The organism is Mycolicibacter algericus DSM 45454 (genome assembly GCF_002086455.1).
Classification (GTDB): domain Bacteria; phylum Actinomycetota; class Actinomycetes; order Mycobacteriales; family Mycobacteriaceae; genus Mycobacterium; species Mycobacterium algericum.
On the sequence record NZ_MVHC01000011.1, the window covers coordinates 53,185 to 75,522 of the forward strand.

Annotated in this window: 12 protein-coding genes; 3 read left to right on the forward strand and 9 right to left on the reverse strand. The window is 68.3% G+C overall.

Annotation, left to right across the window (positions count from 1 at the left end; genetic code table 11):
* Positions 1 to 11: 11 nt before the first annotated feature.
* On the forward strand, positions 12 to 3,290 hold the full coding sequence (locus BST10_RS12470) for an arabinosyltransferase domain-containing protein (RefSeq protein WP_083038035.1): 3,279 nt from the start codon (positions 12 to 14) through the stop codon (positions 3,288 to 3,290).
* A complete protein-coding gene (locus BST10_RS12475; RefSeq protein ID WP_083038037.1) occupies positions 3,287 to 6,445 on the forward strand; it encodes an arabinosyltransferase domain-containing protein in 3,159 nt (1,052 codons plus the stop codon). The genes BST10_RS12470 and BST10_RS12475 overlap by 4 nt, the downstream gene beginning before the upstream one ends.
* Before the next feature lie 114 nt (positions 6,446 to 6,559).
* Here BST10_RS12475 and BST10_RS12480 read toward each other — a convergent pair whose 3' ends face one another.
* Genes BST10_RS12480 through BST10_RS12495 form a run of 4 tightly spaced genes read right to left on the reverse strand, consistent with a single transcriptional unit; the run spans position 6,560 to position 8,950 of the window.
* Positions 6,560 to 6,859: a cytochrome C oxidase subunit IV family protein gene (locus BST10_RS12480; RefSeq protein ID WP_083038039.1), complete on the reverse strand. Its 300-nt coding sequence runs from the start codon at positions 6,857 to 6,859 to the stop codon at positions 6,560 to 6,562.
* 2 nt (positions 6,860 to 6,861) lie between these two features.
* Positions 6,862 to 7,437: a cytochrome c oxidase subunit 3 family protein gene (locus BST10_RS12485; RefSeq protein WP_083038042.1), complete on the reverse strand. Its 576-nt coding sequence runs from the start codon at positions 7,435 to 7,437 to the stop codon at positions 6,862 to 6,864.
* Between the two features lie 20 nt (positions 7,438 to 7,457).
* Positions 7,458 to 8,207 carry a hypothetical protein gene (locus BST10_RS12490; RefSeq protein WP_083038044.1) on the reverse strand — a complete coding sequence of 250 codons (750 nt, stop codon included), beginning with the start codon at positions 8,205 to 8,207 and terminating at the stop codon, positions 7,458 to 7,460.
* Entirely contained in the window at positions 8,204 to 8,950 is a 747-nt protein-coding gene (locus tag BST10_RS12495) for a hypothetical protein (protein ID WP_013831030.1), read from the reverse strand. The genes BST10_RS12490 and BST10_RS12495 overlap by 4 nt, the downstream gene beginning before the upstream one ends.
* 216 nt (positions 8,951 to 9,166) lie before the next feature.
* Between BST10_RS12495 and BST10_RS12500 the strand changes: the two genes are divergently transcribed.
* Complete coding sequence (locus tag BST10_RS12500; protein WP_083038046.1) at positions 9,167 to 9,775, forward strand: TetR/AcrR family transcriptional regulator; 609 nt, start codon at positions 9,167 to 9,169, stop codon at positions 9,773 to 9,775.
* Here BST10_RS12500 and BST10_RS12505 read toward each other — a convergent pair.
* The 5 genes from BST10_RS12505 to fadD32 form a co-directional block, all read right to left on the reverse strand.
* Positions 9,765 to 11,303 carry an MFS transporter gene (locus BST10_RS12505; RefSeq protein WP_013831032.1) on the reverse strand — a complete coding sequence of 513 codons (1,539 nt, stop codon included), beginning with the start codon at positions 11,301 to 11,303 and terminating at the stop codon, positions 9,765 to 9,767. The two genes, BST10_RS12500 and BST10_RS12505, sit on opposite strands and share 11 nt — an antisense overlap.
* Before the next feature lie 296 nt (positions 11,304 to 11,599).
* Positions 11,600 to 12,874, reverse strand: a complete 1,275-nt coding sequence (locus BST10_RS12510; protein WP_235673658.1) for a PE-PPE domain-containing protein — start codon at positions 12,872 to 12,874, stop codon at positions 11,600 to 11,602.
* 327 nt (positions 12,875 to 13,201) lie between these two features.
* A complete protein-coding gene (locus BST10_RS12515) occupies positions 13,202 to 14,776 on the reverse strand; it encodes an acyl-CoA carboxylase subunit beta (RefSeq protein ID WP_083038048.1) in 1,575 nt (524 codons plus the stop codon).
* Entirely contained in the window at positions 14,773 to 20,121 is a 5,349-nt protein-coding gene (gene pks13, locus BST10_RS12520) for a polyketide synthase Pks13 (protein ID WP_083038050.1), read from the reverse strand. The genes BST10_RS12515 and pks13 overlap by 4 nt, the downstream gene beginning before the upstream one ends.
* Before the next feature lie 6 nt (positions 20,122 to 20,127).
* On the reverse strand, positions 20,128 to 22,041 hold the full coding sequence (gene fadD32, locus BST10_RS12525; RefSeq protein WP_013831039.1) for a long-chain-fatty-acid--AMP ligase FadD32: 1,914 nt from the start codon (positions 22,039 to 22,041) through the stop codon (positions 20,128 to 20,130).
* Positions 22,042 to 22,338: the final 297 nt, after the last annotated feature.

Below are 22,338 nucleotides of genomic sequence, written 5' to 3' on the forward strand. Positions count from 1 at the left end.
CATCGAGGCTCGTGTCCTCCCCCTCCGCGCAGCCTAAGGACCAGCCCCGCTATCGACTCGCCCGGCTGATCGCGGTGGTCGCCGGCATCGCCGGCGTGTTGCTGTGCGGCATCACGCCGCTGCTCCCGGCCCGGCAGACCACCGCCACCATCGCCTGGCCGCAGGGCGTCGACGCGCAAGGCCACGTCACCGACGTCACCGCCCCGCTGGTCTCCGGAGCACCACGCGGCCTGGACATCACCATTCCCTGCTCGGCCATCGCCACGTTGCCGGCCAAGGGTGGCCTGGTGCTGTCCACCGTGCCGGCCGGCGGCGTCGACGCCACCGCGCACGGCCTGTTCGTGCGGGCCAACAAGACCACCGTGTTCGCCGCCTACCGCGATCATGTGGCCGCGGCCGCCCCCCGCGACAAGATCGCCGACTGCAGCCAACTGCGCCTGTGGGCCAACCCCGGTGACGTCGGCGCCGAATTCGTCGGCATACCGGGAGCGTCCGGCAGCCTGCCGCCGGAGAACAAGCCGCAGATCGGCGGCATCTTCACCGAGCTCAAGATCGGCCCGGAGCCGGGCTTGAGCGCGCACATCGCCGTCGACACCCGCTTCATCACCAACCCGACGACGCTCAAGGCCGCCGTGATGGCCCTGGGTGTGCTGGCGGTGCTGGCGTCGATCATCGCGCTGGCGGTCTTGGACCGCCGCCACACCCACCGCACCCCGCGCAGCTGGCGGCACTGGTTCAAGGCCAACCCGATAACCTGGCTGGCCGATATCGGCGTGCTGGGCACCCTGGCGCTGTGGCACGTCATCGGCGCCATCTCCAGCGACGACGGCTACAACCTCACGATGGCCCGCAACGTCGCGCACGCCGGGTACGTCGCCAACTACTACCGGTTCTTCGGCGCCAGCGAGGCCCCCTTCGACTGGTATCCGGCACTGCTGGGCCAACTGAGCAGCCTCAGCACCGCCGGAGTGTGGATGCGGCTGCCCGCCACGCTGGCCGGCATGGCCTGCTGGCTGATCATCAGCCGCCGGATTCTGCCGCGGCTGGGCCGGCTGTCCGGCAACCGAATCGCGGTGTTCACCGCCGCGATGATGTTCGCCGCGGCCTGGCTGCCGTTCAACAACGGCCTGCGCCCCGAACCGCTGATCGCGCTGGGCACCCTGGTGGTCTGGGTGCTGGTGGAGCACACCATCGCCACCCGCCGGCTGGTGCCGACCGCATGCGCGATCCTGGTGGCCGTCCTCACCGTCACGCTGGCCCCGCACGGGCTGATCGCGCTGGCTCCGCTGCTGACCGGATCGCGGGCCATCGAAGCGGTGATCCGCAAGCGCCGGACTCTCGACGGACTTGTCGCACCGCTGGCGGTGCTGACCGCGGCGGCATCAACCATCGCCGTGGTGGTGTGCCGGTCGCAGACGCTGGCCGCGGTCGCCGAGTCCGCCCGCATCAAATACGTGGTCGGGCCGACGATCGCCTGGTATCAGGAGTTCCTGCGCTACTACTTCTTGACCGTCGAGGAGAACGTCGACGCCTCGATGACCCGCCGGTTCGCCGTGCTGGTGCTGCTGTTCTGCATGTTCGCCATGCTGGTGATCCTGCTGCGGCGCGGCCGGATCGCCGGGGTGGCCAGCGGGCCCGCCTGGCGGCTGATCGGGACGACGGCGGTGGGCCTGCTGCTGTTGACGTTCACCCCGACCAAGTGGGCGGTGCAGTTCGGCGGGTTCGCCGGGCTGGCCGGGGCGCTGGCCGCGGTCACCGCCTTCACCTTCGCCCGCGTCGGGCTGCACAGCCGACGCAACATGACGCTGTATGTGACCGCGCTGCTGTTCCTGGTCGCCTGGGCGACCTCGGGGGTCAACGGCTGGTTCTACGTCGGCGGCTACGGCGTGCCGTGGTTCGACATCCCGCCGGTGATCGCCAGCCGCCCGGTGACGTCGATGTTCCTGGCGGCCTCGATCGCCACCGGCCTGCTGGCCGGCTGGCAGCACTTCCGGCTGGACTACGCCGGCCACACCGAGGTGGCACCCACCCGGCGCAACCGGATCCTGGCGTCGACGCCGCTGCTGGTCGTCTCGAGCCTGATGGTGCTGCTGATGGTCGGCTCGATGGCCAAGGCCGCCGCGGGCCGCTACCCGGCCTACACCACCGCGCGGGCCAACGCCGACGCTATCCTTTCCGGCCTGTCCTCCTGCGGGATGGCCGATGACGTGCTGGCCGAACCGGACACTAATGCCGGTCTGCTGCAACCGATCCCAGGGCAAAGCTACGGCGAGCTGGGACCGCTCGGCGGCGACGACCCGTACGGTTTCGACCCCAACGCCGTCGACGACGACCTCACCTCGCTGGCGGTGATCGCCAAGCCCGGTGTGCCCAACGCCGACGCCTCCCCCAACAAGCCCAGCGCCAACCAGAGCGACGCCGCGGGCACCGCCGGCGGCAAGATTCCCGACGACGCCCCGGACGGGGTGAACGGTTCCCGGGTGGCGCTGCCGTTCGGCCTGGACCCGGCCGTCACACCGGTGCTCGGGTCGTACCAGGAGCAGGTGGCCGCACACGCCACGTCGGTCTGGTACCGGCTGCCCGAGCCCGGCCCGCAGCGGGCGCCGATCGTCGTCGTCAGCGCCGCGGGCGCCATCTGGTCGCACGGCGAAGACGGCAAGCTCGACTACGGCCAGCCGCTGAAACTGGAATGGGGCAGCTCCGCCGAAGACGGCGCCGTCACGTCATTGGGCGAGGTGGAGCCCATCGACATCGGGCCGCAGAACTCCTGGCGCAACCTGCGTTTCCCGCTGGCGTGGGCGCCGCCGGGCACCGACACCGTGCGGATCGTCGCCAATGACCCGAACCTGTCCACCGAACAGTGGATCGCGTTCACCCCGCCGCGGGTGCCGGTGGTGCAGACCATCGGTGAGCTGATGGGATCACAGACCCCGGTGCTGATGGACATCGCGGTCGCGGCGAACTTCCCGTGCCAACGGCCCTTCGCCGAACACCTGGGCATCGCCGAGCTGCCCGAGTACCGGATCATGCCGGATCACAAGCAGACCGCGGCGTCGTCGAACCTGTGGCAGTCCGCCGAGGACGGCGGGCCGTTCATGATCACCCAGGCGATGCTGTGGACCACCACGGTGCCGACCTACCTGCGCGACGACTGGTATCGCGACTGGGGTGCGGTAGAGGCCTACCACCGGCTGATCCCGGCCAAGACCGCGCCCGACGCCGTCATCGACCAGGGCACCATGACCGTTACCGGCTGGAGCCGGCCCGGACCGATTCGAGCACTGCCATGAGTATTCGCACCACGCGCCTGGTAGCGATCATCGCCGGCCTGGTCGGCTTCCTGCTGTCGGTGGCCACCCCGCTGCTGCCGGTGGTGCAGACCACCGCGACGCTGAACTGGCCGCAGCACGGCGAGTTGCACAGCGTCACCGCGCCACTGATCTCCCAGACCCCGATCTCGATGTCGGTGACGGCGCCGTGCGCGCTGGTGCGCGAGCTGCCCGCCGAGGGCGGCACGCTGCTGTCGACCGCACCGGCCAAGGGTAAGGACGCCGCACTCAACGGACTGTTCATCACCGTCACCGAGAAGCGGGTGGATGTCACCGACCGCAACGTGGTGCTGGCCACCGCGCCGCGGGCCAAGGTGGAAGGCCCCGGCTGTACCGACATCGAGGTCACGTCGTCGCACGACGGCACCTTCGCCACCATCGGCGGGGTCACGCAACGTTACGGCTGGGCGGACCCGAACCTGCGCCCGCAGATCGTCGGGGTGTTCTCCGATCTGAGCGGCCCGGCGCCGGAAGGTCTTTCGCTGACCGCCGACATCGACACTCGGTTCTCCACCCAGCCGACGGCTTTGAAGCGAGCCGCGATCTTCGCGGCGATCCTGGCCACCGTGATCGCGGTGCTGGCGCTGTGGCGCCTCGACCGGCTCGACGGCCGCCGGATGCACCGGCTGATCCCGTCGCGGTGGCGGTTCTTCTCGCTGGCCGACGTCGCGGTGGTGCTCGGCTTCGTGGTCTGGTACGTGATCGGCGCGAACTCCTCTGACGACGGCTACATCCTCGGCATGGCCCGGGTGGCCGATCACGCCGGCTACATGAGCAACTACTTCCGCTGGTTCGGCAGCCCGGAGGACCCGTTCGGCTGGTACTACAACCTGCTGGCGCTGATGACGCACGTCTCCGACGCCAGCATCTGGATCCGATTGCCGGATCTGGTGGCCGGGTTGGTGTGCTGGCTGCTGCTGAGCCGCGAGGTGCTCCCCCGGTTCGGCCCGGCGGTGGCCGCCAGCAAGCCCGCGCTGTGGGCGGCCGGAATGGTGCTGCTGGCCGCGTGGATGCCGTTCAACAACGGCCTGCGGCCCGAAGGAATCATCGCGGTCGGCGCGCTGATCACCTGGGTGCTGGTGGAGCGGGCGATCATCTCCGGCAGGCTGACCCCGGCGGCGCTGGCGATCATCTGCGCGGCGTTCACGCTGGGCATCCAGCCGACCGGGCTGATCGCGGTCGCAGCACTGCTGGCCGGTGGGCGGCCGCTGCTGCGCATCCTGGTGCGCCGGCACCGGATTCACGGCACCTGGGCGCTGGTGGCGCCGCTACTGGCCGCCGGCGCCATCATCCTCACGGTGGTTTTCGCCGACCAGACGGTGCGGGCGGTGCTGGAGGCCACCAGGATTCGCACCGCGATCGGCCCCAGCCAGGCCTGGTACACCGAGAACCTGCGCTACTACTATCTGGTTTTGCCGACCGTCGACGGTTCGCTGTCACGCCGGTTCGGGTTCCTGATCTGTGCGCTGTGCCTGTTCACCGCGATGTTCATCATGTTGCGGCGCAAGCGGATCGCCGGAGTGGCCAGCGGGCCGGTGTGGCGGCTGATGGGCGTCATCCTGGCCACCATGTTCTCGCTGATGTTCGCCCCCACCAAGTGGGTGCACCACTTCGGGCTGTTCGCCGCGGTCGCCGGCGCGATGGCCGCGTTGACCACGGTGCTGGTATCCCGGCAGGTGGTGCGCTGGTCGCGTAACCGGATGGCGTTCGCCGCGGCGGTGCTGTTCGTGCTGGCACTGTGTTTCGCCACCACGAACGGCTGGTGGTACGTCTCGAGCTACGGGGTGCCGTTCAACGCCGACATGCCGCGCATCGGTGGCGTCACCGTCAGCACGATCTTCTTCGCGCTGTTCGCGATCACGGCGGGGTGGGCGGCCTGGCTGCACTTCGCACCCCGGGACCGCGGCGAGGGCCGCGTGGCTCGGGCTTTGACCGCCGCCCCGGTGCCGGTGGCGGCCGGCTTCATGGTGTGCGTGTTCGTGGCCTCGATGGCGATCGGCATCGTCCGCGAATACCCGAGCTACTCCAACGGTCTGGCCAACGTGCGGGCCTTCGTCGGCGGCTGCGGGCAAGCCGACAACGTGCTGGTCGAGCCCGACCCCAATGACGGTGCGCTGACGCCGCTGCCGGGCAGCTACGGCGAACTGGGCCCGCTGGGCGGCGCCGACCCGGTCGGGTTCACCGCCAGCGGGGTGCCGGAGAAGATCGTGGCCGAGTCGCTGCGGATGAGCATCACCCAGCCCGGCACCGACTACGACTGGGACGCCCCGAAGAAGCTCAAGACGGCCGGCATCAACGGCTCGACCGTCCCGCTGCCCTACGGCCTGGACCCGGCGCGGATCCCGCTGGCCGGCAGCTACTCGACCGACGGCCAGCAGGAGTCCAAGCTGACCTCCGCGTGGTACGCCCTGCCGCCGGCCGATGACGTGCATCCGCTGCTGGCGGTGACCGCGGCGGGCACCATCGCCGGCAACAGCGTGCTCAAGGGCTACACCACCGGCCAGGACGTGCAGCTGGAGTACGGGCTGCCCGGGCCGGACGGCGCCGTGGTACCCGGCGGGCGACTGGTGCCCTACGACCTGTTCGGCGAGTGGCCGCGGATGTGGCGCAACCTGCGCTACCCGCGCAAGCAGATTCCCGCCGATGCGGTCGCGGTTCGCATTGTCGCCGTGGACAAGTCGCTGAACCCGCGGGACTGGATCGCGTTCACGCCGCCGCGGCTGCCGGAGGTGAAGACCATCCAGGAGTACATCGGCTCCGAGCAGCCGGTGCTGCTGGACTGGGCCGTCGGCCTGGCGTTCCCGTGTCAGCATCCGATGCTGCACGCCAACGGCGTCACCGAGGTGCCCAAGTACCGGATCACCCCGGACTACAACGCCAAGAAGCAGGACACCGACACCTGGCAGGACGGCGTCAACGGCGGGCTGTTGGGCATCTCCGACATGCTGCTGCGGGCGCACGTGATGGCCACGTATCTCAACCACGACTGGGGCCGCGACTGGGGCTCGCTGCGCAAGTTCGACGAGGTCGTCCCGGCCTCGCCGGCCGAGCTGGAGCTGGGCAGCGCCACCCGCAGCGGCTGGTGGACACCGGGCGAGATCCGCATCAAGGCCTGAGCCCCTTTTTGGCGCGAGCGTGCGCGCCTCCCCTTTTGGCGCGAGCGTGCGTGTCCCCGGTCCGACACTCCGTGCCGGGACCGGGTTTACGCACGCTCGCGCGACGGGGTTTACTCAGAACAGGTAGATCACGAAGACCGTCGCGATCAACGCGGTCAGCCAGCCGTCGGTGGCGTACCGCAGCCAGCGCGGCGCGGTGTTGACCTCCATGAAATGGCCGATGATCATGCGCGACTTGACGAACGCCAGCACCAGCACCAGCGCGGTCACCGGCACACTGGCCTGCGCGGTGTGCGTCAGGTGCGCCGGCGCCAGGGTCCATGACCCGATGGTGATCGCCACCAGCACAATCCAAACCCAGGTCAACGACCGCTCGGTCTCGTGCCGATGTTCGCGATAGCCGAAAACCGTCATGCTCACCTCATCACGTAGAGCAGGCCAAAGATGATGACCCACAACAGATCCACCATGTGCCAGTAGATTGCTGCCGACTCGACCACCGCGGGCCGACGCCGGCTCGGGTTACCCAGCTCTCGGACGACGACGCCGAGCGCGATCAAGCCGATCAGCACGTGAACCAGGTGCACACCGGTGATCACGTAGTAGAACGAGAAGAACAAGTCGGAGTTGGTGTGCCCGGCACCGATTTTGGCAGCCCATTCGTAGCCCTTGAGGATCATGAACAACACCCCGCCGGCTGCCCCCAAATAGACGAATCGCACCGCCGAGCGGTGGTTTCCGGCCCTGGCGGCCAGCACACTACGGGCCACGAACCAGGAACTGGTCAGCAGCACCACGGTGTTGATCACACCGATGTTGACGTTGAGATGTTGTTGGGCGGCAAGGAACTCAACCGGATTCATGGTCCGGTAGACCATGAAGATGATGAAATAGCCGGTGAAGATGAGCAGATCGCCGAGCACCATCACCCAGATGTGACCGTCACCGGGCAGCCGGGTCCGCGGTGCGGTGGGAACCTCAAGTTGCAACATCAGAGTTGTCCTTCCGGCCCTCAGTCCAGGCCTGGCGAGTCGACCGGTTCAGCCACGGTGGCCGACCGGAGGACGAAGATCAGCGCACCCAGCCACACCGAGAACACCACGACCGCCCACCAGAGGCTGAGCACACCATTCCAGGCGAGCGGCCCGGAGTAGAACAGGAAGAACTGGGTGGCGATGACCTCGGTGATGACCTGCCAAACCGTCACGTAGCCAAACCATTTCGGAAAAACATTGTTCTTGTCGTACAGGACCGCGATGGCCAGCACCACGTAGGCGGTGGTGAAGCAACCCAGCGACCCGTTGTAGGACAGATTGCCCAGATCGTAGAGCCAGCCGATCAGTTCCGGATCACGGTCGGGCCGAAACGTCGCGGTCAGGTAGCAGACGCCGACCAGCAGGAACCCGGGCAGCGCGCCGACACTCATGCCGCCGATGTAGCCGTAGGCGAACACCGACCCCACCGACATCCGTTTCATGTGGTACATGACCAGGCCGTTGGTCAGCGGGGCGCCGCCCAGCAGGATCAGCAGCAGGACGAACCCGATCTGGATGGTCAGTTGATGTTCGGTGAAGAACGCGACCTTCCCGGCCGTCGTGACGTCCGGCCGTGGCGGCGGTGTCACCCGCGTCAACACGCAGATGATGATGCCGAAAACGGTGTACCAGACCGGGAAGAACCAGGTCAGAAACCGCACATCGGGTTTGCCGGCCGGGACGCCCGCCGCGGTGACGACATGCCGGTCTGGGGTCAGCAGGTTCACCCGGCCACTACTCCCTCAGCCGCCGCCTGGCGCAGCAGGGCCCCGCGCAGCACGAAGAACATCACCACCACGAACGCCGCGAACGCCCCGTTGCGCAGCCAGAACGACAGCAGCCCATCCCAGGCCAACGGTCCGGTCTGCCAAACCGCCGCGCCTGCTGCCGGGATCATCGCCAGACCGGTCGCCAGCGAATAGGGGCCGACCCAGCGCGGGAAAACCGGATCCGGCCCGTCGTCGAAATGGACCGCGGCGGCCAACAACAGGAACTGCGCCAACACCATGCCGATCGGTGCGATGAACACGATCCAGGCCAAGTCGTTGAGCAGCAATGTCAGCTCGGGGTTGCGGTCCGGGCGGAATGCCGCGACCAGAAAGAAGACGTTGGACAGCGCAAAGATGGTGGCGCCGCTGACGATCGCGGTCAGGTAGCAGTAGGCGAAGATGTGGCTCTGGGTCTTCATGCGCTTCATCTGGACGACGATCACCATGAAGAACGGCAGCAGCATGATCCCGCACAGGTTGAACGTGATCTGACTGAACCGGATCCAGTCGGTGTGCTCGGTGTAGAACCGTGCAACCTGCTCGGCGGTCATGGTCGGCGACATCGGCGGAAAGAAGCCGGGGAACGCCAACAAGGCCACCACCAGCACGGCACCGACCGCCGGCCCGGTCCACAAGCTGACCCACTGGGCCTTGATATTGCCTGCGCTGGGCAGGTCTTGGACTTCCTCGAGAATCTGCACCGAACCCCTCCGAGATGACTTGAGTCAGCTTCCGTGACGCTGCCGCTGGCCTGCAGCCTGCCACCGCCCGCCGTAGTACACGTTGCGGCACCGGCCTTAACGTCACCCGTACCGTAGCGGGCCTGGCCGCACTTGCCAAGCATATTTCTGATTCAAGTCAGTCATCGGTGGTCTAGACTCGGCCGAACCAGTTCGCCGAAGCCGGAGTTGACCGCAGTGCCGAATTCAAAGACCGACAGCCGGGGCCGCAAGGGTCTGCAGACCCGCGAGCGGTTACTCGGCGCGGCGCTCGCCGAGTTCAAACGCGCCGGCATGGCCGCCGCCGACATCGGCGCCGTCGTCGCGGCGGCCGGCGTCGCCCACGGCACGTTCTTCTTCCACTTCCCCACCAAGGAACACGTCCTGCTGGAGCTGGAGCACCGCGAGGAGGTGCGGATGGCCGGCGAGCTCACCCGCTTCTTCACCCGCGAACACGACGTGCGGGCCACTCTCGCGCAGATCGTCCACGTGCTGGAGAAGCTAGAACGCCGCCTCGGCGGTCACCTGTTCAAAGACCTGCTGGTGCTGCACTTCTCGCCCACCCGGCCGCCGACAGAGGTGTGGCCCACCCACCCGGTCATCGTTGCGGTCATCGAGGAACTGCAGCGGGCCCGCGACCGCGGCGAGATCCCCGTCGACGTCGACGTCATGCACAACGGCATCTCGTTTCTGGTCGGACTTTACGCCCTGCTCATCACCATCCCCGATGCCAAACAGATGCGGGCCCCGGTGATCGAGGAGTACCTGACCACCTACCTGTACGGCATGCGGGTGATCACACCCTGATCCGCGGGCCGCTCACCCCGGCGAGCTGCGGGACGCCCCGGTAGCCGGCGGGTGTCCGCTGCTGCGGGCGGAGGTACTTGTCGACGGCCCACACCTCGTCGAACGCCGGGTTTCGGCGCACGCGGGCCGATTCCTCCGCAGTCAGCACCGACAACTCGCGCTCAAGCTCGCCCGGCACGCCGGGAACGCCCGTACCGCGCAGCGAGTATCCGAGCGTTTCCGGCAGGAACCGCAGCGCGACGAGCCCGATCAGCGCGGCGAACACCAGGTAGGCGGCCGGAAACAGCTGCCACCCGGTGCGTTCGATCACCGAGTCGGCCAGTACCGGTGCGGTGCCGCCGAACACCGCGACCGCGGCGTTGTCGGCGATCGCAAACCCCGCGTAGCGCACCTGGGTGGGAAACAGCGCCGGGAACGTCGCCGACACCGTTGCCAGTGGCGCGGCGAACAGCACACTGAGCACCGTGAAACCCACCAGCGCGAAGGCGAACCCGTGTCCCATCAGCCAGTACATCGGCAGCGCCAGCACGGCGAACCCCAGCAGCGACGCGCGCCACAACGGTTTTCGTCCGACCCGGTCCGACCAGGCGCCGGCGAACGGGATGCAGGCCATCATCGCCAACTCCCCGATCAGCACCACGGTCGTCCGGCTGCGCTCGTCGAGTCCGGCCGTGGCGTGCAGGTAGGTTGGCTGATACGTCACCAGGGTGTAGTCGATGATGTTCAGCACGACAAACAATGCGAATGTCACCAGGATCGGCCGGGTGTAGTTGGTCAGCAGGTCTACCAGGCGGTCCCACGCCGAACCGGTGATCTCCTCGCAGGCAACGCATTCGGTGAACACCGGCGTCTCTTCCATCCTGCTGCGCAGCACCAGGCCGACCACGCCCAGGGGCAGGGCCAACAGGAAGGGGATCCGCCATCCCCAGGCGACCATCTGCTCATGGGTGAACATCGCCTCGAGCGCAAGCACGACCGCGCTGCCGAACACGAAGCCCGCCACCGCACCGAATTCCAGGAAACTGCCATAGGTGCCGCGCTTGGCATCCGGCGCGCTTTCGGCCATGAACGTTGCAGCGCCACCGTATTCGCCGCCGGTCGAGAACCCCTGCACGACGCGCAGCGCGATCAGCAGGCCCGGCGCCCACCAGCCGGCGGTGGCGTAGGTGGGCAGGACGCCGATCAGCGTGGTCGCCACCGCGATCAGCAGAACGGTCGCGACCAGCACCGACTTCCTGCCGAACCGGTCTCCGATCGGGCCCCAGACCATGCCACCGAGCGGCCGCAGCACGAACGAAACCGCGAAGCCGAGCATGGTGCCGAGATTGCCCAGTGTGTCGGGGAAGAACGCTCCGGTGAGGTAGGTCGCCACGACGGCGTAGACCCCGTAGTCGTACCACTCGGTGGCATTGCCGACCGCCGACGCCACAATCGCCTTGCGCAGCACACGGTTGCGTTGCTCCGCGGTGCTTCGGCGCTTTTCTTTGGCCGGCGCCGGTGGCCGCGACGCCGGCAGCAGCAGGCTCATCGCCGTCCGTCGCTATGCCACACGCAGTCCCCCTTGTCGTACCACCGGAGTTTCCGTAGCCGAACCGCGCAGCCGGGAATCACGCTCCGGCCCCGGCCTATTGGGACCTCGGCGTTCAACCCGGCGTGGGATCGCCTGGGGGAAACGATAATTGCTTTGGGGCAGAAGTTGCCGGTGTTGCTGAAGCGTTACGCAACACTTACCCGCCCGATACCGGTCATTCACTGCAGCGGGCGCGGCGGTGTGCGTAGCGCGACTCGCAGTGAGCGGGGGCCCAGCTCGCGGCGAAAGGGATCTTAGGAGACGTCTGCCCAGTAAGCCGGGTCTAGATATTGGCCGACCAGCGATTCCCACATCAGGTTCGTCAGGTTCTCGAGCAGCTCCGGCACCGAACCTCCGCCGAGGCCCATAGCCTCGCCGGCCGCAATCAGATTCGCGAAGGCGGGATCGTCGGCCGGGTCCAGCCACTGGTAGGTCGCCGGGTCCATCACGCCGGCAACGAAGTTGTCCCAGCCGGTCTGCGCCGCCACGGCCAACGCGGCGTTGAACTCCGTCCAGTCGACGTCCTGAGAATCGAGCGAGAACATCGTCGGCTGGTCGGCCGGGCCGTCATACCAGCCGTGTTCGATGTTGCCGTAGCCCAGGTTCACCAGGATCCGCATGGTCGGTTCCAGCAGGTCGTAGAGCGGCTTTCCGAACACGGGCATGAACAGCAGCGGCAACAGCAGCGGGAGGTGCTCGCTGGGAACGATGTAGGAGTTGATCAGGCTGTCGGGACTGGACTCCAGCAGGATCGCCTGCTCAAGCTGCTCGGAAGTCAGTCCGAGGTAGGCCATGTGCTGCGTAGCCATACCCATGATCGCGTTCAGGGTGGCCAGGAGGTTCAGCGGGTAGTGCGGAAAGGCCGCGTAGCCGTCGTACTCCAAGGTGTAGATGTCGGTGGCGTACAGATCGTTGGGCGTCGGGTTGCCCAACGTGACGCCGGCATCTCGCATGGCGTCGTAGAAGTCCTGCATCTCTTCGAAACCGACCAGCAGGCCGCCGTTCGGGTTCGCCGAATCGCCGATCAACACGAAGCGCACGGCGTCAGTCGACACCCCGGCGTCATAGAGTTGCTGCATGGCCAGCGTGGTCAGCGCGGCGCTCTGCGAGTAGCCGAAGACCGTCACCGGGTTATCGGCGCCGGCCTGCCCGTCCGCGATCAGGCTCTGCACCCGCTCGACCAGAGCCTGCGCGCCCTCGGCCATGGAGTCATCCAGCAAATAGGGTGCCTGCGGCGTGGTCAGTACCTCGAGTTCGCCGGCGAAACCGCGCGGCTGCAAAAAGAGGTCGTTCACGATGTCGGCGTACTGCTGGCTCGGCGTCGGGATCATGCTGGGCCCCATGATCAGCGCAATGTTCGATTCCGCGAGTGAATCGGTGCCGGCGGACAGCAGCACGCCGGCCTGAGCAGGCGCCGGCGGCGTCAGCTGCGGGGCGCCGGTGAGTCCGGAGACCAAGGTGACGGCGCCTAGTGCGGCTAGCAGGCCTGGTGTGCGGCGCCCGGAGCGTGCCGCGACTGCATCAAACATCCCGACTTCCTCGCCGCGCTCGCACGTCCGCAGATCAACGGACCGTTGTCGACTGGATGATTCCAATCACACTCTGTTATGTCAAATTTAGTATCGCCGAGCGGCGATCCGCGTCTTGACCAGGCGTTATAACAGCGCGCCCCAGTCGCCCGGCACCAAACGCTGAACGTTAACTTAATGCGTGGACAGTCCGCCGGCCGGTGCAGGCCAGGACAGCGGCGGCCGTCGCCACAAGCAGCGCCAAGCCGGGCGCGAGCGTGCGTGGATCCGGCCGACCGCTCGGCGTGTCGGCCGGGGACCCGCACGCTCGCGCCAAAACCGCCGCGCCTAGATGGGCAGCAGGCCGTGCTTGCGCTGCACCTTGCGGGTGTTCTGCTTGTCGACGAGTAGGCGCAGCGACTTGCGCAGCAGCAGCCGGGTCTCGTGCGGCTGGATCACCCCGTCGATGTAACCGCGCTCGGCGGCCACCCACGGAATCGCCATGTTCTCGTTGTAGCCGGCGATGAAGTCCGCCTTGACCTTCTGCGCCTCCGGCGTGGTGGGATCCGGGAAGCGCTTCATCAGCAGCTGCGCCGCGCCCTCGGCCCCGATCACGGTGATCCGGGCGGTCGGCCAGGCGAAGTTGAGGTCGGCGGAGAGCTGCTTGGAACCCATCACCGCGTAGGCGCCGCCGTAGGACTTGCGAATGGTGATGGTCACCTTCGGCACATCGGCCTCCACCACGGCGTTGAGGAACCGGCCGCCGCGCTTGATGATCCCGCCCTTCTCCTGCTCCACACCGGGCAGGAACCCCGGAGTGTCGACGACGAAGACCAGCGGCAGGTTGTAGGAGTCGCAGAACCGGATGAAGCCGGCCGACTTGTCCGAGGCCTCGTTGTCGATGGCACCGGACATGTACATCGGCTGGTTGGCGATCACCCCGACCGGATGACCGTCGACCCGGGCGAACGCGGTGATCATCGCCTGGCCGCGTTGCTGACCGACCTCGAAGATGTCGCCGTCGTCGAAGATCCGCAGCAGGATCTCGTGCATGTCGTAGGCGGTGTTGTCGGAGTCGGGCACGATGGCATCCAGCTCCAGATCGTGCGGGGTGATCTCCGGTTCCAGGCCCGGGTTGACGATCGGCGGGTCGTCAAAGGTGTTGGCGGGCAGGAACGACAGGTAGTCCCGGACGTACTGGAACGCCGCCGCCTCGTCCTCGACCACCTGGTGGATGTTGCCGTAGCGGGCCTGCGCGTCGGCGCCGCCCAACTCGTCGAGGGTGACGTCCTCACCGGTGACGTCCTTGATGACGTCCGGACCGGTGACGAACATGTAGCCCTGGTCGCGCACCGCCACCACGAGGTCGGTCTGGATCGGCGAATACACCGCTCCGCCAGCGCATTTGCCCAAGATGATGGAGATCTCCGGCACCAGGCCGCGCAGCAGTTCGTGGCGACGGCCCAGCTCGGCGTACCAGGCCAGCGAGGTCACCGCGTCCTGGATGCGGGCGCCGGCGGAGTCGTTGATGCCGATCATCGGGCAGCCGGTCTTGGCGGCCCACTCCATCAGCGCCGCCACCTTGCGGCCGAACATCTCCCCCACCGAGCCCTGGAACACCGTCTGGTCGTGGCTGAACACGCAGACCGGCCGGCCGTTGATCCGGCCGTGGCCGGTCACCACGCCGTCGCCGTAGAGCGCATTCGGGTCGCCGGGGGTCTTGCACAGCGCGCCGATCTCCATGAAGCTGCCCGGGTCCAGCAGCGCATTGATCCGGGCGCGGGCACTGGGGATGCCCTTCTTCTCCCGCTTGGCGACGGCCTTCTCACCGCCGGGCTCCTTGGCGATCTCCAGCTTCTCGCGGAGCTCAGCCAGGAGTTCGGCGGTGGTCTTGGATTTCGGCGGCGGCAGCTCGGTGGTCACTGCTCTCCTTCGATGCGGTTGAGCGCCTCGCTCATGTGGGCGCCCACTTTGGCAATGTACGGCTCATCGATGGCCTGGATGTGCTCGCCCCCGATCGGCACGATCTCCAGGTCGGAGATGTACTCGCCCCAGCCGCCGTCGGGCTTGCGGGTGGCATACGCGGGCTCGAAGACGATGGCGTCGTCGTGGTAGCGGTCGGCCATGTACAACGTGACGTGCCCGTCATACGGCTGGATCTCGATGGTGTCCAGGGCGCGGTTGTCCAGGTATGATGTGCGCTGGTGCTCGATGATCCCGCCCGGGATCTGCACGCCGCTCTGCGCGACGACATCGAGAACGAAGCGCACCTGGCCCTCGTCGTCGAGCTTCTCCAGCTCCTCGTAGGGGATCTCGGGCACCTCGACGTTGAAGGTGCGCTCGGCGAAGCGCGCGTAGCGGTCCCAGCGCGCCCGCATCCCCTCCTTGCTCTGGTCGATCGGCTCGCCGGGCAGCACCAGGTCGATGAGCCCGACGTAGCGCACGTCGGCACCGGCCCGGGTCAGGCCGATCGCGCAGGCGTAGGCCAGCGCCCCGCCCAGTGACCAGCCGGCCAGCGCGAACGGGCCGTCGTGCATCTCCAGCAGCTTGGGCACGTACTCGGCGGCACGCTCCTCGATGGAGCCCTCCACCCGCTCGATGCCGTAGACCGGGGTGTCGGCGGGCAGCCGCTTCATCAGCGGTTCGTAGACCACCGTTGAGCCGCCCGCCGGGTGGAAGACGAACAGCGGGATTTTCGAAGCCCCCTCGGAGTTTTGGGCGGGTGCCCGCAGGGTGCGGACGAACCCGTCCACCACACCTTCTTCGAGGTGGTCGCGGACGATGGTCGCCAGCGCCTCGATGGTGGCGGCCGACGTGACGTCGTCGACGGTGATGATGCCCTCTGCCCGCTCGGACAGCCGCTCGGCCAACTTGACCGCCGTGTCGTCGTCGAGTGCGGGCAGCTCGTTGAAGATGCCGCCCGGGGACTTGCCGGTGACGATCGCCCAGGTCGCGAAGGTGACCCGCTCGGCGGCATCCCGCGGCGGCACGTCGGCGCCCAGCGCCTCGGTCACCGCCTCGGAGGTGAGCACCTTGGCGGCCGCGGCTGCCGCCGTCTGCTTGCTGACGCCGGTCGGTCCGGACGGATCGGTGGGCGGCGTCGGGATCGCCGGTCCGGCCGGATCGGTCGGCGGCGGCGGGATCGGGATGTCCGAAGCAGGCGGCGCGACATCGGTGTCGGGCTCGGCCTGCGGGTCCGGCGCGGGTGCGGCCACCGTCGTCGCGGTGGCACCCGAGATCAGCGCGGCCTGTTCGGCGGCGATCTCCTCGGGTGTCTGCGTCTTCTGATGCTCGTGCAGCGCCTCGACCTCGTCGCGGTGCTCGACCGCGTAGCGCAGCATCTCCTCGACGTTGTAGAGGTTCGCGTCGCGGACCGCGGTCAGCTGGATCGGCGGTATGTCGAAGTCGTATTCGACCCGGTTCTTGATGCGCACCGCCATCAGCGAATCCAGGCCCAGCTCGATCAGCGGCACCTCCCACGGCAGATCCTCGGGCTCGTAACCCATTGCGCCGCCGACGATCGCACCGAGCCGGTCGGCGATGGTCTCACCGGAATCCGGTGACCACTTGGCGAAACCGGCGGCCAGTCCGGCGCCGGCGGTGAGGTTGTCATGCAGGATCGCTGCGTCGTCAGTATCGTCGGCCACCCCGTTGTCGACCGGTGCCGCAACGGATTCCGACGTCACCGACGTGCCGGCGCCGACCGCCACGGGCAGCGCCACACCGCCCGCACCGCCGCGCGAGACCAGCGCGTCGTAGACCAGCGTGAAGGACTCGCCGATGCGGGAGTGCACCTGCACCGCGGCGCCGCCCGGGTGCCGGGTCAGCGTCGTCACCAGCCGCGAACCCTCGGCCGGCACCGCCCGCTGCTCGGACGCCACCAACGAGGCGTCCGGGATCACCACCGCCGCAGCGGCTTTCACCAGCGCGGCCAGATCGGCCTCACCGCGCGCGGCGTACTCGAAGACGTGCCGGCCGTCCGGGGTCGCCACATGCGAGCCGGGCATGACGCCGGTCGCATCGCCGGAGAAGCGGGCGTCGAGCCAGTGCGGCTTGCGCTTGAACCGCGTCGGCGGAATGTTGGCGAACTCCTCCGGGCCGACCGGGCCCTGCGTGTGGCGCGGGAACAGCGTGCGCATGTCCAGGTCGTGGCCGTGGACGTAGAGCTGCGCCATCGCCATCGTCATCGCGTCGACTTCGTCGGCCTTGCGGGCCAGCGTGGCGATCAGCTGCGCGTCAGGAAGTCCGGCGTCGGCGGTGGTCAGGCCGACCTGCATCAGCGCCACCGGGTTGGGCGCCAACTCCAGGAAGGTGGTGTAGCCGTTGTCGACGGCGTTGCGCACCCCGTGGGTGAAGTACACCGAGTGACGCAGCCCCTTCTTCCAGTAGTCGACGTCGTGGATCGGCTCGGCGCCGGGACGGATATAGCTGCCCTCGTGCACGGTGGAGAAGTAGCCGCAGTTCAGCGGCATCGGCTCGATGCCCTGCAGGTCCGCGGTGAATTCGCCGAGCAGCGGGTCCATCTGGGCGGTGTGGCTGGCGCCCTTGGTCGCGAACTTGCGCGCGAAGCGCCCCTCGGCCTCGGCGCGGGCGATGATCGCGTCGACCTGCTCGGGCGGGCCGCCGATCACGGTCTGACTCGGTGCGGCGTAGACGCAGACCTCCAGGTCGGGGAAGTCGGCGAACACGGTCTTGATCTCCTCGGCGGAGTACTCCACCAGCGCCATCAGCCGGATGTACTCGCCGAACAGCATGGCTTCGCCCTCGCCCATCAGCCGGGCGCGCGGCACGATGATCCGGACGGTGTCGCGCAGCGACAACCCGCCGGCGAAGTAGGCCGCACCCGGCTCACCCAGCGACTGGCCGATCATCGCCGCCGGGTTGGCGCCGTGCGCGCGCAGCAGTTCGCCGAGCGCGATCTGGATCGCGAAGATCACCAGCTGGACCGCTTCGATCGGGTACTCGACGGTGTCGGCGGTGTAGTCGACCGCGTCGTCGAGGATCATCTCCAGAATCGAGACGCCACGCTCGTCCTGGATCAGCGCGTCGATCTTGTCGATCCACTCCGCGAAGATCTCATCGCGCAGGTAGAGGTCCTTGCCCATCTTGCGGTGCTGCGCACCGAATCCGGCGAGCACCCACACCGGGCCGTTGGTCACCGGGCCGTCGGCGGAGTAGACGTTCGGCTTCGTCTTGCCCTCGGCGACCGCCCGCAGACCGGCGATGGCCTCGTCGTGGTCGTGGGCCAGCACCACCGCACGGGACCGGCCGTGGTTGCGCCGCGACAGCGCCCGGCCGATCGACTCCAGCGGGGTGGCCCGGCCCTCGTCGCTGTCGATCCAGTCGGCCAACTCGGCAGCGGCGGCCTTCTTGCGTGATGTCAGGAACGCCGAGACAGCCAGCGGGATGAGCGGAGCCGGCGCCCGGTCGGCCAGCTCGGCCAGCGCGGCCTCCTTGAGGCGCAGTGCCTCCTCGGTCAGGCCGGGTAGTTCGTACTCGGGCTCGTCGGCGGAGCCCTCCGGCCCGATGAACTCGCCGTACTCGTCGAAGCGGGGCGCCTCGTGCTCGAGCACCGGATCCTCCACCGGCGCAGGCGTTTCGGGTTCCTCGACCTCTTTCTCGACCACGTCACGCGGCAGCACCTCGCGCACCACCAGGTGCGCGTTGGCCCCGCCGAACCCGAAGCCGGATACCCCGGCCACCGCGTAACCGCCGTAGCGGGGCCAGTCGGTGACGGTGTCGGCGACCTTCAGGTGGGTGGCCGCGAAGTCGATGTAGGGGTTGGGGCCGGCGTAGTTGATCGACGGCGGGATCTTGTCGTGCTGCAACGCCAGCACGATCTTGGCCAGGCTGGCCGCCCCGGCCGCCGATTCCAGGTGTCCCACATTGGATTTCACCGCGCCCAGCAGCGCCGGCTTGTCGGCGGCGCGGCCGCGTCCGACCACTCGGCCCAGCGCCTCGGCCTCGATCGGGTCACCCAGGATGGTGCCGGTGCCGTGCGCCTCGATGTAGTCCACGGTGCGCGGGTCGATGCCGGCGTTCTTGTAGGCCTTGCGCAGCACGGCCTCCTGCGCGTCCGGGTTGGGCGCCAACAGGCCGTTGGAGCGGCCGTCGTGGTTGACCGCGGACCCGGCGATCACCGCGAGGATCTGGTCGCCGTCGCGGCGGGCGTCCTCGACCCGCTTGAGCACCAGCACGCCGCCGCCCTCGGAACGCGCGTAGCCGTCGGCGTCGGAGGAGAACGACTTGATCCGGCCGTCTGGTGACAGCACCCCGCCGACCTCGTCGAAGCCGACCGTCACCAGCGGGGTGATCAGTGCGTTGACGCCACCCACGATCGCCACATCGGCCTCACCGTTGCGCAGCGCCTGCACCCCCGCGTGTGCCGCCACCAGCGAGGACGAGCAGGCGGTGTCCACGGCCACCGACGGCCCGCGGAAGTCGTAGAAGTAGCTCACCCGGTTGGCGATGATCGAGCTGGCGTTGCCGGTGATGGCATACGGGTGGGTGACGCTCGGGTCGGACAGCGCCAGGTTCTGGTAGTCGGCGTTGGAGGATCCCATGTACACCGCGACCGGCTCGCCACGCAGCGAGGACGCCGGGATCCGGGCGTGTTCCAATGCCTCCCAGGTCAATTCGAGCGCCATCCGCTGCTGCGGGTCGATGTTGTCGGCTTCCATCTTCGACAGCGCGAAGAACTCGGCGTCGAAACCCTTGATGTCGGACAGGTAGCCGCCGCGGGTGCGCGCTTTGCCGACCCGCTCGGCGATGCGCGGCTCGGACAGGAACTCGCTCCAGCGGCCCTCCGGCAGGTCGGTGATCGCGTCGATGCCGGCCAGCAGTTTGGTCCAGGTCTCCTCGGCGGAGTTCATGTCGCCGGGGAAACGGGTGGCCAGGCCGACCACCGCGATGTCGTCGACGTCGGCCTCGCGCGACCAGTCCTCGTCGCCGGAATGGTCCACGACCACCGGCTCGCCCTCGATGATCACGGTGGCCAGCGCCTCGATCGTCGGGTGCCGGAATGCCACCGTCGCCGAGAGCGTCACCCCGGTGTAGTCCTCGATGTCGGAAGCCATCGCCACCGCGTCGCGCGAGGACAAGCCCAGCTCGATCAGCGGGGCGGTCTCGTTGATCTTCTCCGGCGGCTGCGCGGTGGCGTTGGCCACCCAGTTGCGCAGCCAGGCCCGCATGTCGGCGACGGTCAGGTCGGTGCGGCTGGTGCCGCGCAATGCTGCGTCGTCGCCGGTCATCTGCGGTGCCTCGCTCATCTGGGGTCAGACCTCGTCGGGGTAGGCGTTCGGGCCGGTGGTGCCGCCGCGCAGGCTGCCGTCCAGATAGGCGGCCCGGCAGGCGCGCCGGCCGATCTTGCCGCTGGAGGTGCGCGGCACGGTGCCCGCCGACACCAGCAGCACGTCACGCACCGTCACGCCGTGGCGCACCGCGATCGCCGCCCGGATGTCGTCGGCGATGGGCTGGTACTCCAGCTTGTGGGCGCCGGGCGCGCGCTCGGCGACGATCACCAACTGCTCGGAGCTGTCCTCGGGGTCGAACTTCAGCCCGGAGTGCGGGTTGTCGAACGCCGCCTGCGGCAGCTGGTTGGCCGGCACCGAGAACGCCGCGACGTACCCGGCCCGCAGCGCCCGGCTGGCCTCCTGCGCGGAGTACTCCAGGTCCTGCGGGTAGTGATTGCGGCCGTCGACGATCACCAGGTCCTTCACACGGCCGGTGATGTAGAGGTCGTCGTCGAAGTAGGCGCCGTAGTCGCCGGTACGCACCCAGAAGCCGTCCTCGTCGGAGCCCTCGGCGCGCGACGGGCTGGTCCGTGACTTCAGCACGTTCTTGAAGGTGTCGGCGCTCTCCTTGTCGCGGTTCCAGTAGCCGACGCCCATGTTGTTGCCCTGCAACCAGATCTCGCCGATCTGGCCATCAGGCAGCTCGGCCCCGGTCTCGTAGTCGACGATCACCGCCCACTGGTCCACGCTGACCCGGCCGGCCGAGGCCTGGCTGACCGCGTTGGGGGCGTCCGCGGGCACCTCGACGAACCGGTTGCCGTTGTTGAGCTCCTCGCGGTCGACGTAGATGATCCGCGGCCCTTCGTCGGGCGGGGTGGTGGACACGAACAGCGTGGCCTCCGCCAGGCCGTAGGACGGCTTGATGGCCTCCTCGCGGAAGCCGAACGGCGCGAACGCCTCGTTGAACTTGCGCACCGACGCGGCCGACACCGGCTCGCTGCCGTTGAGGATCGCCCGGACGTTGCTCAGGTCCAGCGGCGGGTCACCCTCCTTGGGCAGGCCACGCGCCGCGGCGTGCTCGAAGGCGAAGTTCGGCGCCACCGAGAAGCACTCCCCGGTCTCGCCCTCCTTGCGCGACATCTCCTTGATCCACCGGTAGGGCCGGCGGACGAACGCGGCCGGCGTCATGAAGGTGAACTGCTGGCCCAACACGCACGACAGCAGAATCGTGACCAGGCCCATGTCGTGGAAGAACGGCAGCCACGTCACCCCGCGGTCGCCCTCGCGCCCCTTGAGCGAATCCAGCAGCTGGACGACGTTGGTGGGCAGGTTCAGGTGGGTGATCTTCACCCCGGTCGGGGTGCGGGTGGACCCGGAGGTGTATTGCAGGTAGGCGATCGCGTCCCGGTCGGCCTCCGGCATCACCCAGGTCGAGCCCACCTCGGCGGGCACCGCGTCGACGGCGATGACGCGCGGCCGGGCGTTGGCCGGGCGGCTGCGGAAGAACTTCCGCACCCCCTCGGCGGAATCGGTGGTGGTCAGCACCGCCGACGGGGTGCAGTCGTCGAGCACCGCGTGCAGCCGGCCCACGTGGCCCGGTTCGCCCGGGTCGAACAGCGGCACCGCGATCCGGCCGGAGTACATGATGCCGAAGAACGACACCAGGTAGTCCAGGTTCTGCGGGCACAGGATCGCCACCCGGTCACCGGGCTGGGTGACCTGCTGCAGCCGGGCCGCCACCGCCCGGTTGCGGGCGCCGAAGTCCGCCCAGGAGATGTCGCGGGCCACGCCGTCACGCTCGGTGGAGTAGTCCAGGAACCGGTAGGCCAGCTTGTCACCGCGCAGTGCGGCCCAGCGCTCAACCGTCTTCACCAGGTTGGCGTTGTCGGGGAACCGGATCTTGCCGTCTTTGACGAAGGGGTTGTGGTAAGAGGCCTGTGCTGGTGCCGGGGCCATGCAAAATCTCCTGTCGCGAACTTACGTTCTCATCGGCTGCCGGGCGCGGCCGGCCGCGTGGTGTGGTCCGTCGCGCGGGCCCGGGACCTCACAGATGGTAGCGGGATTCCGATACCCCTCGACGCCTGCTGCTGGCCCCGCGGCCACGAGCCGCATGCTCTTAAATTCTTCTTAATGTTAGAGGTCGGCGCGGCGTGTGCCAAATCAAACGGTACCGCGTGTGACGGCTATCTCGGGGTTCCCGCGGCGGTCCCAGCTTCGCCTCTCCTCCGTCGAGCCTCGCTAAACCGCGGGGTC

Excerpts from the sequence above, each read along its gene's own strand:
- BST10_RS12475 (WP_083038037.1), top strand. The coding sequence starts at position 3,287 with ATGAGTATTCGCACCACGCGCCTGGTAGCGATCATCGCCGGCCTGGTC.
- BST10_RS12480 (WP_083038039.1), bottom strand. The coding sequence starts at position 6,859 with ATGACGGTTTTCGGCTATCGCGAACATCGGCACGAGACCGAGCGGTCG.
- BST10_RS12485 (WP_083038042.1), bottom strand. The coding sequence starts at position 7,437 with ATGTTGCAACTTGAGGTTCCCACCGCACCGCGGACCCGGCTGCCCGGT.
- BST10_RS12505 (WP_013831032.1), bottom strand. The coding sequence starts at position 11,303 with ATGAGCCTGCTGCTGCCGGCGTCGCGGCCACCGGCGCCGGCCAAAGAA.
- BST10_RS12510 (WP_235673658.1), bottom strand. The coding sequence starts at position 12,874 with ATGTTTGATGCAGTCGCGGCACGCTCCGGGCGCCGCACACCAGGCCTG.
- pks13 (WP_083038050.1), bottom strand. The coding sequence starts at position 20,121 with ATGAGCGAGGCACCGCAGATGACCGGCGACGACGCAGCATTGCGCGGC.
- fadD32 (WP_013831039.1), bottom strand. The coding sequence starts at position 22,041 with ATGGCCCCGGCACCAGCACAGGCCTCTTACCACAACCCCTTCGTCAAA.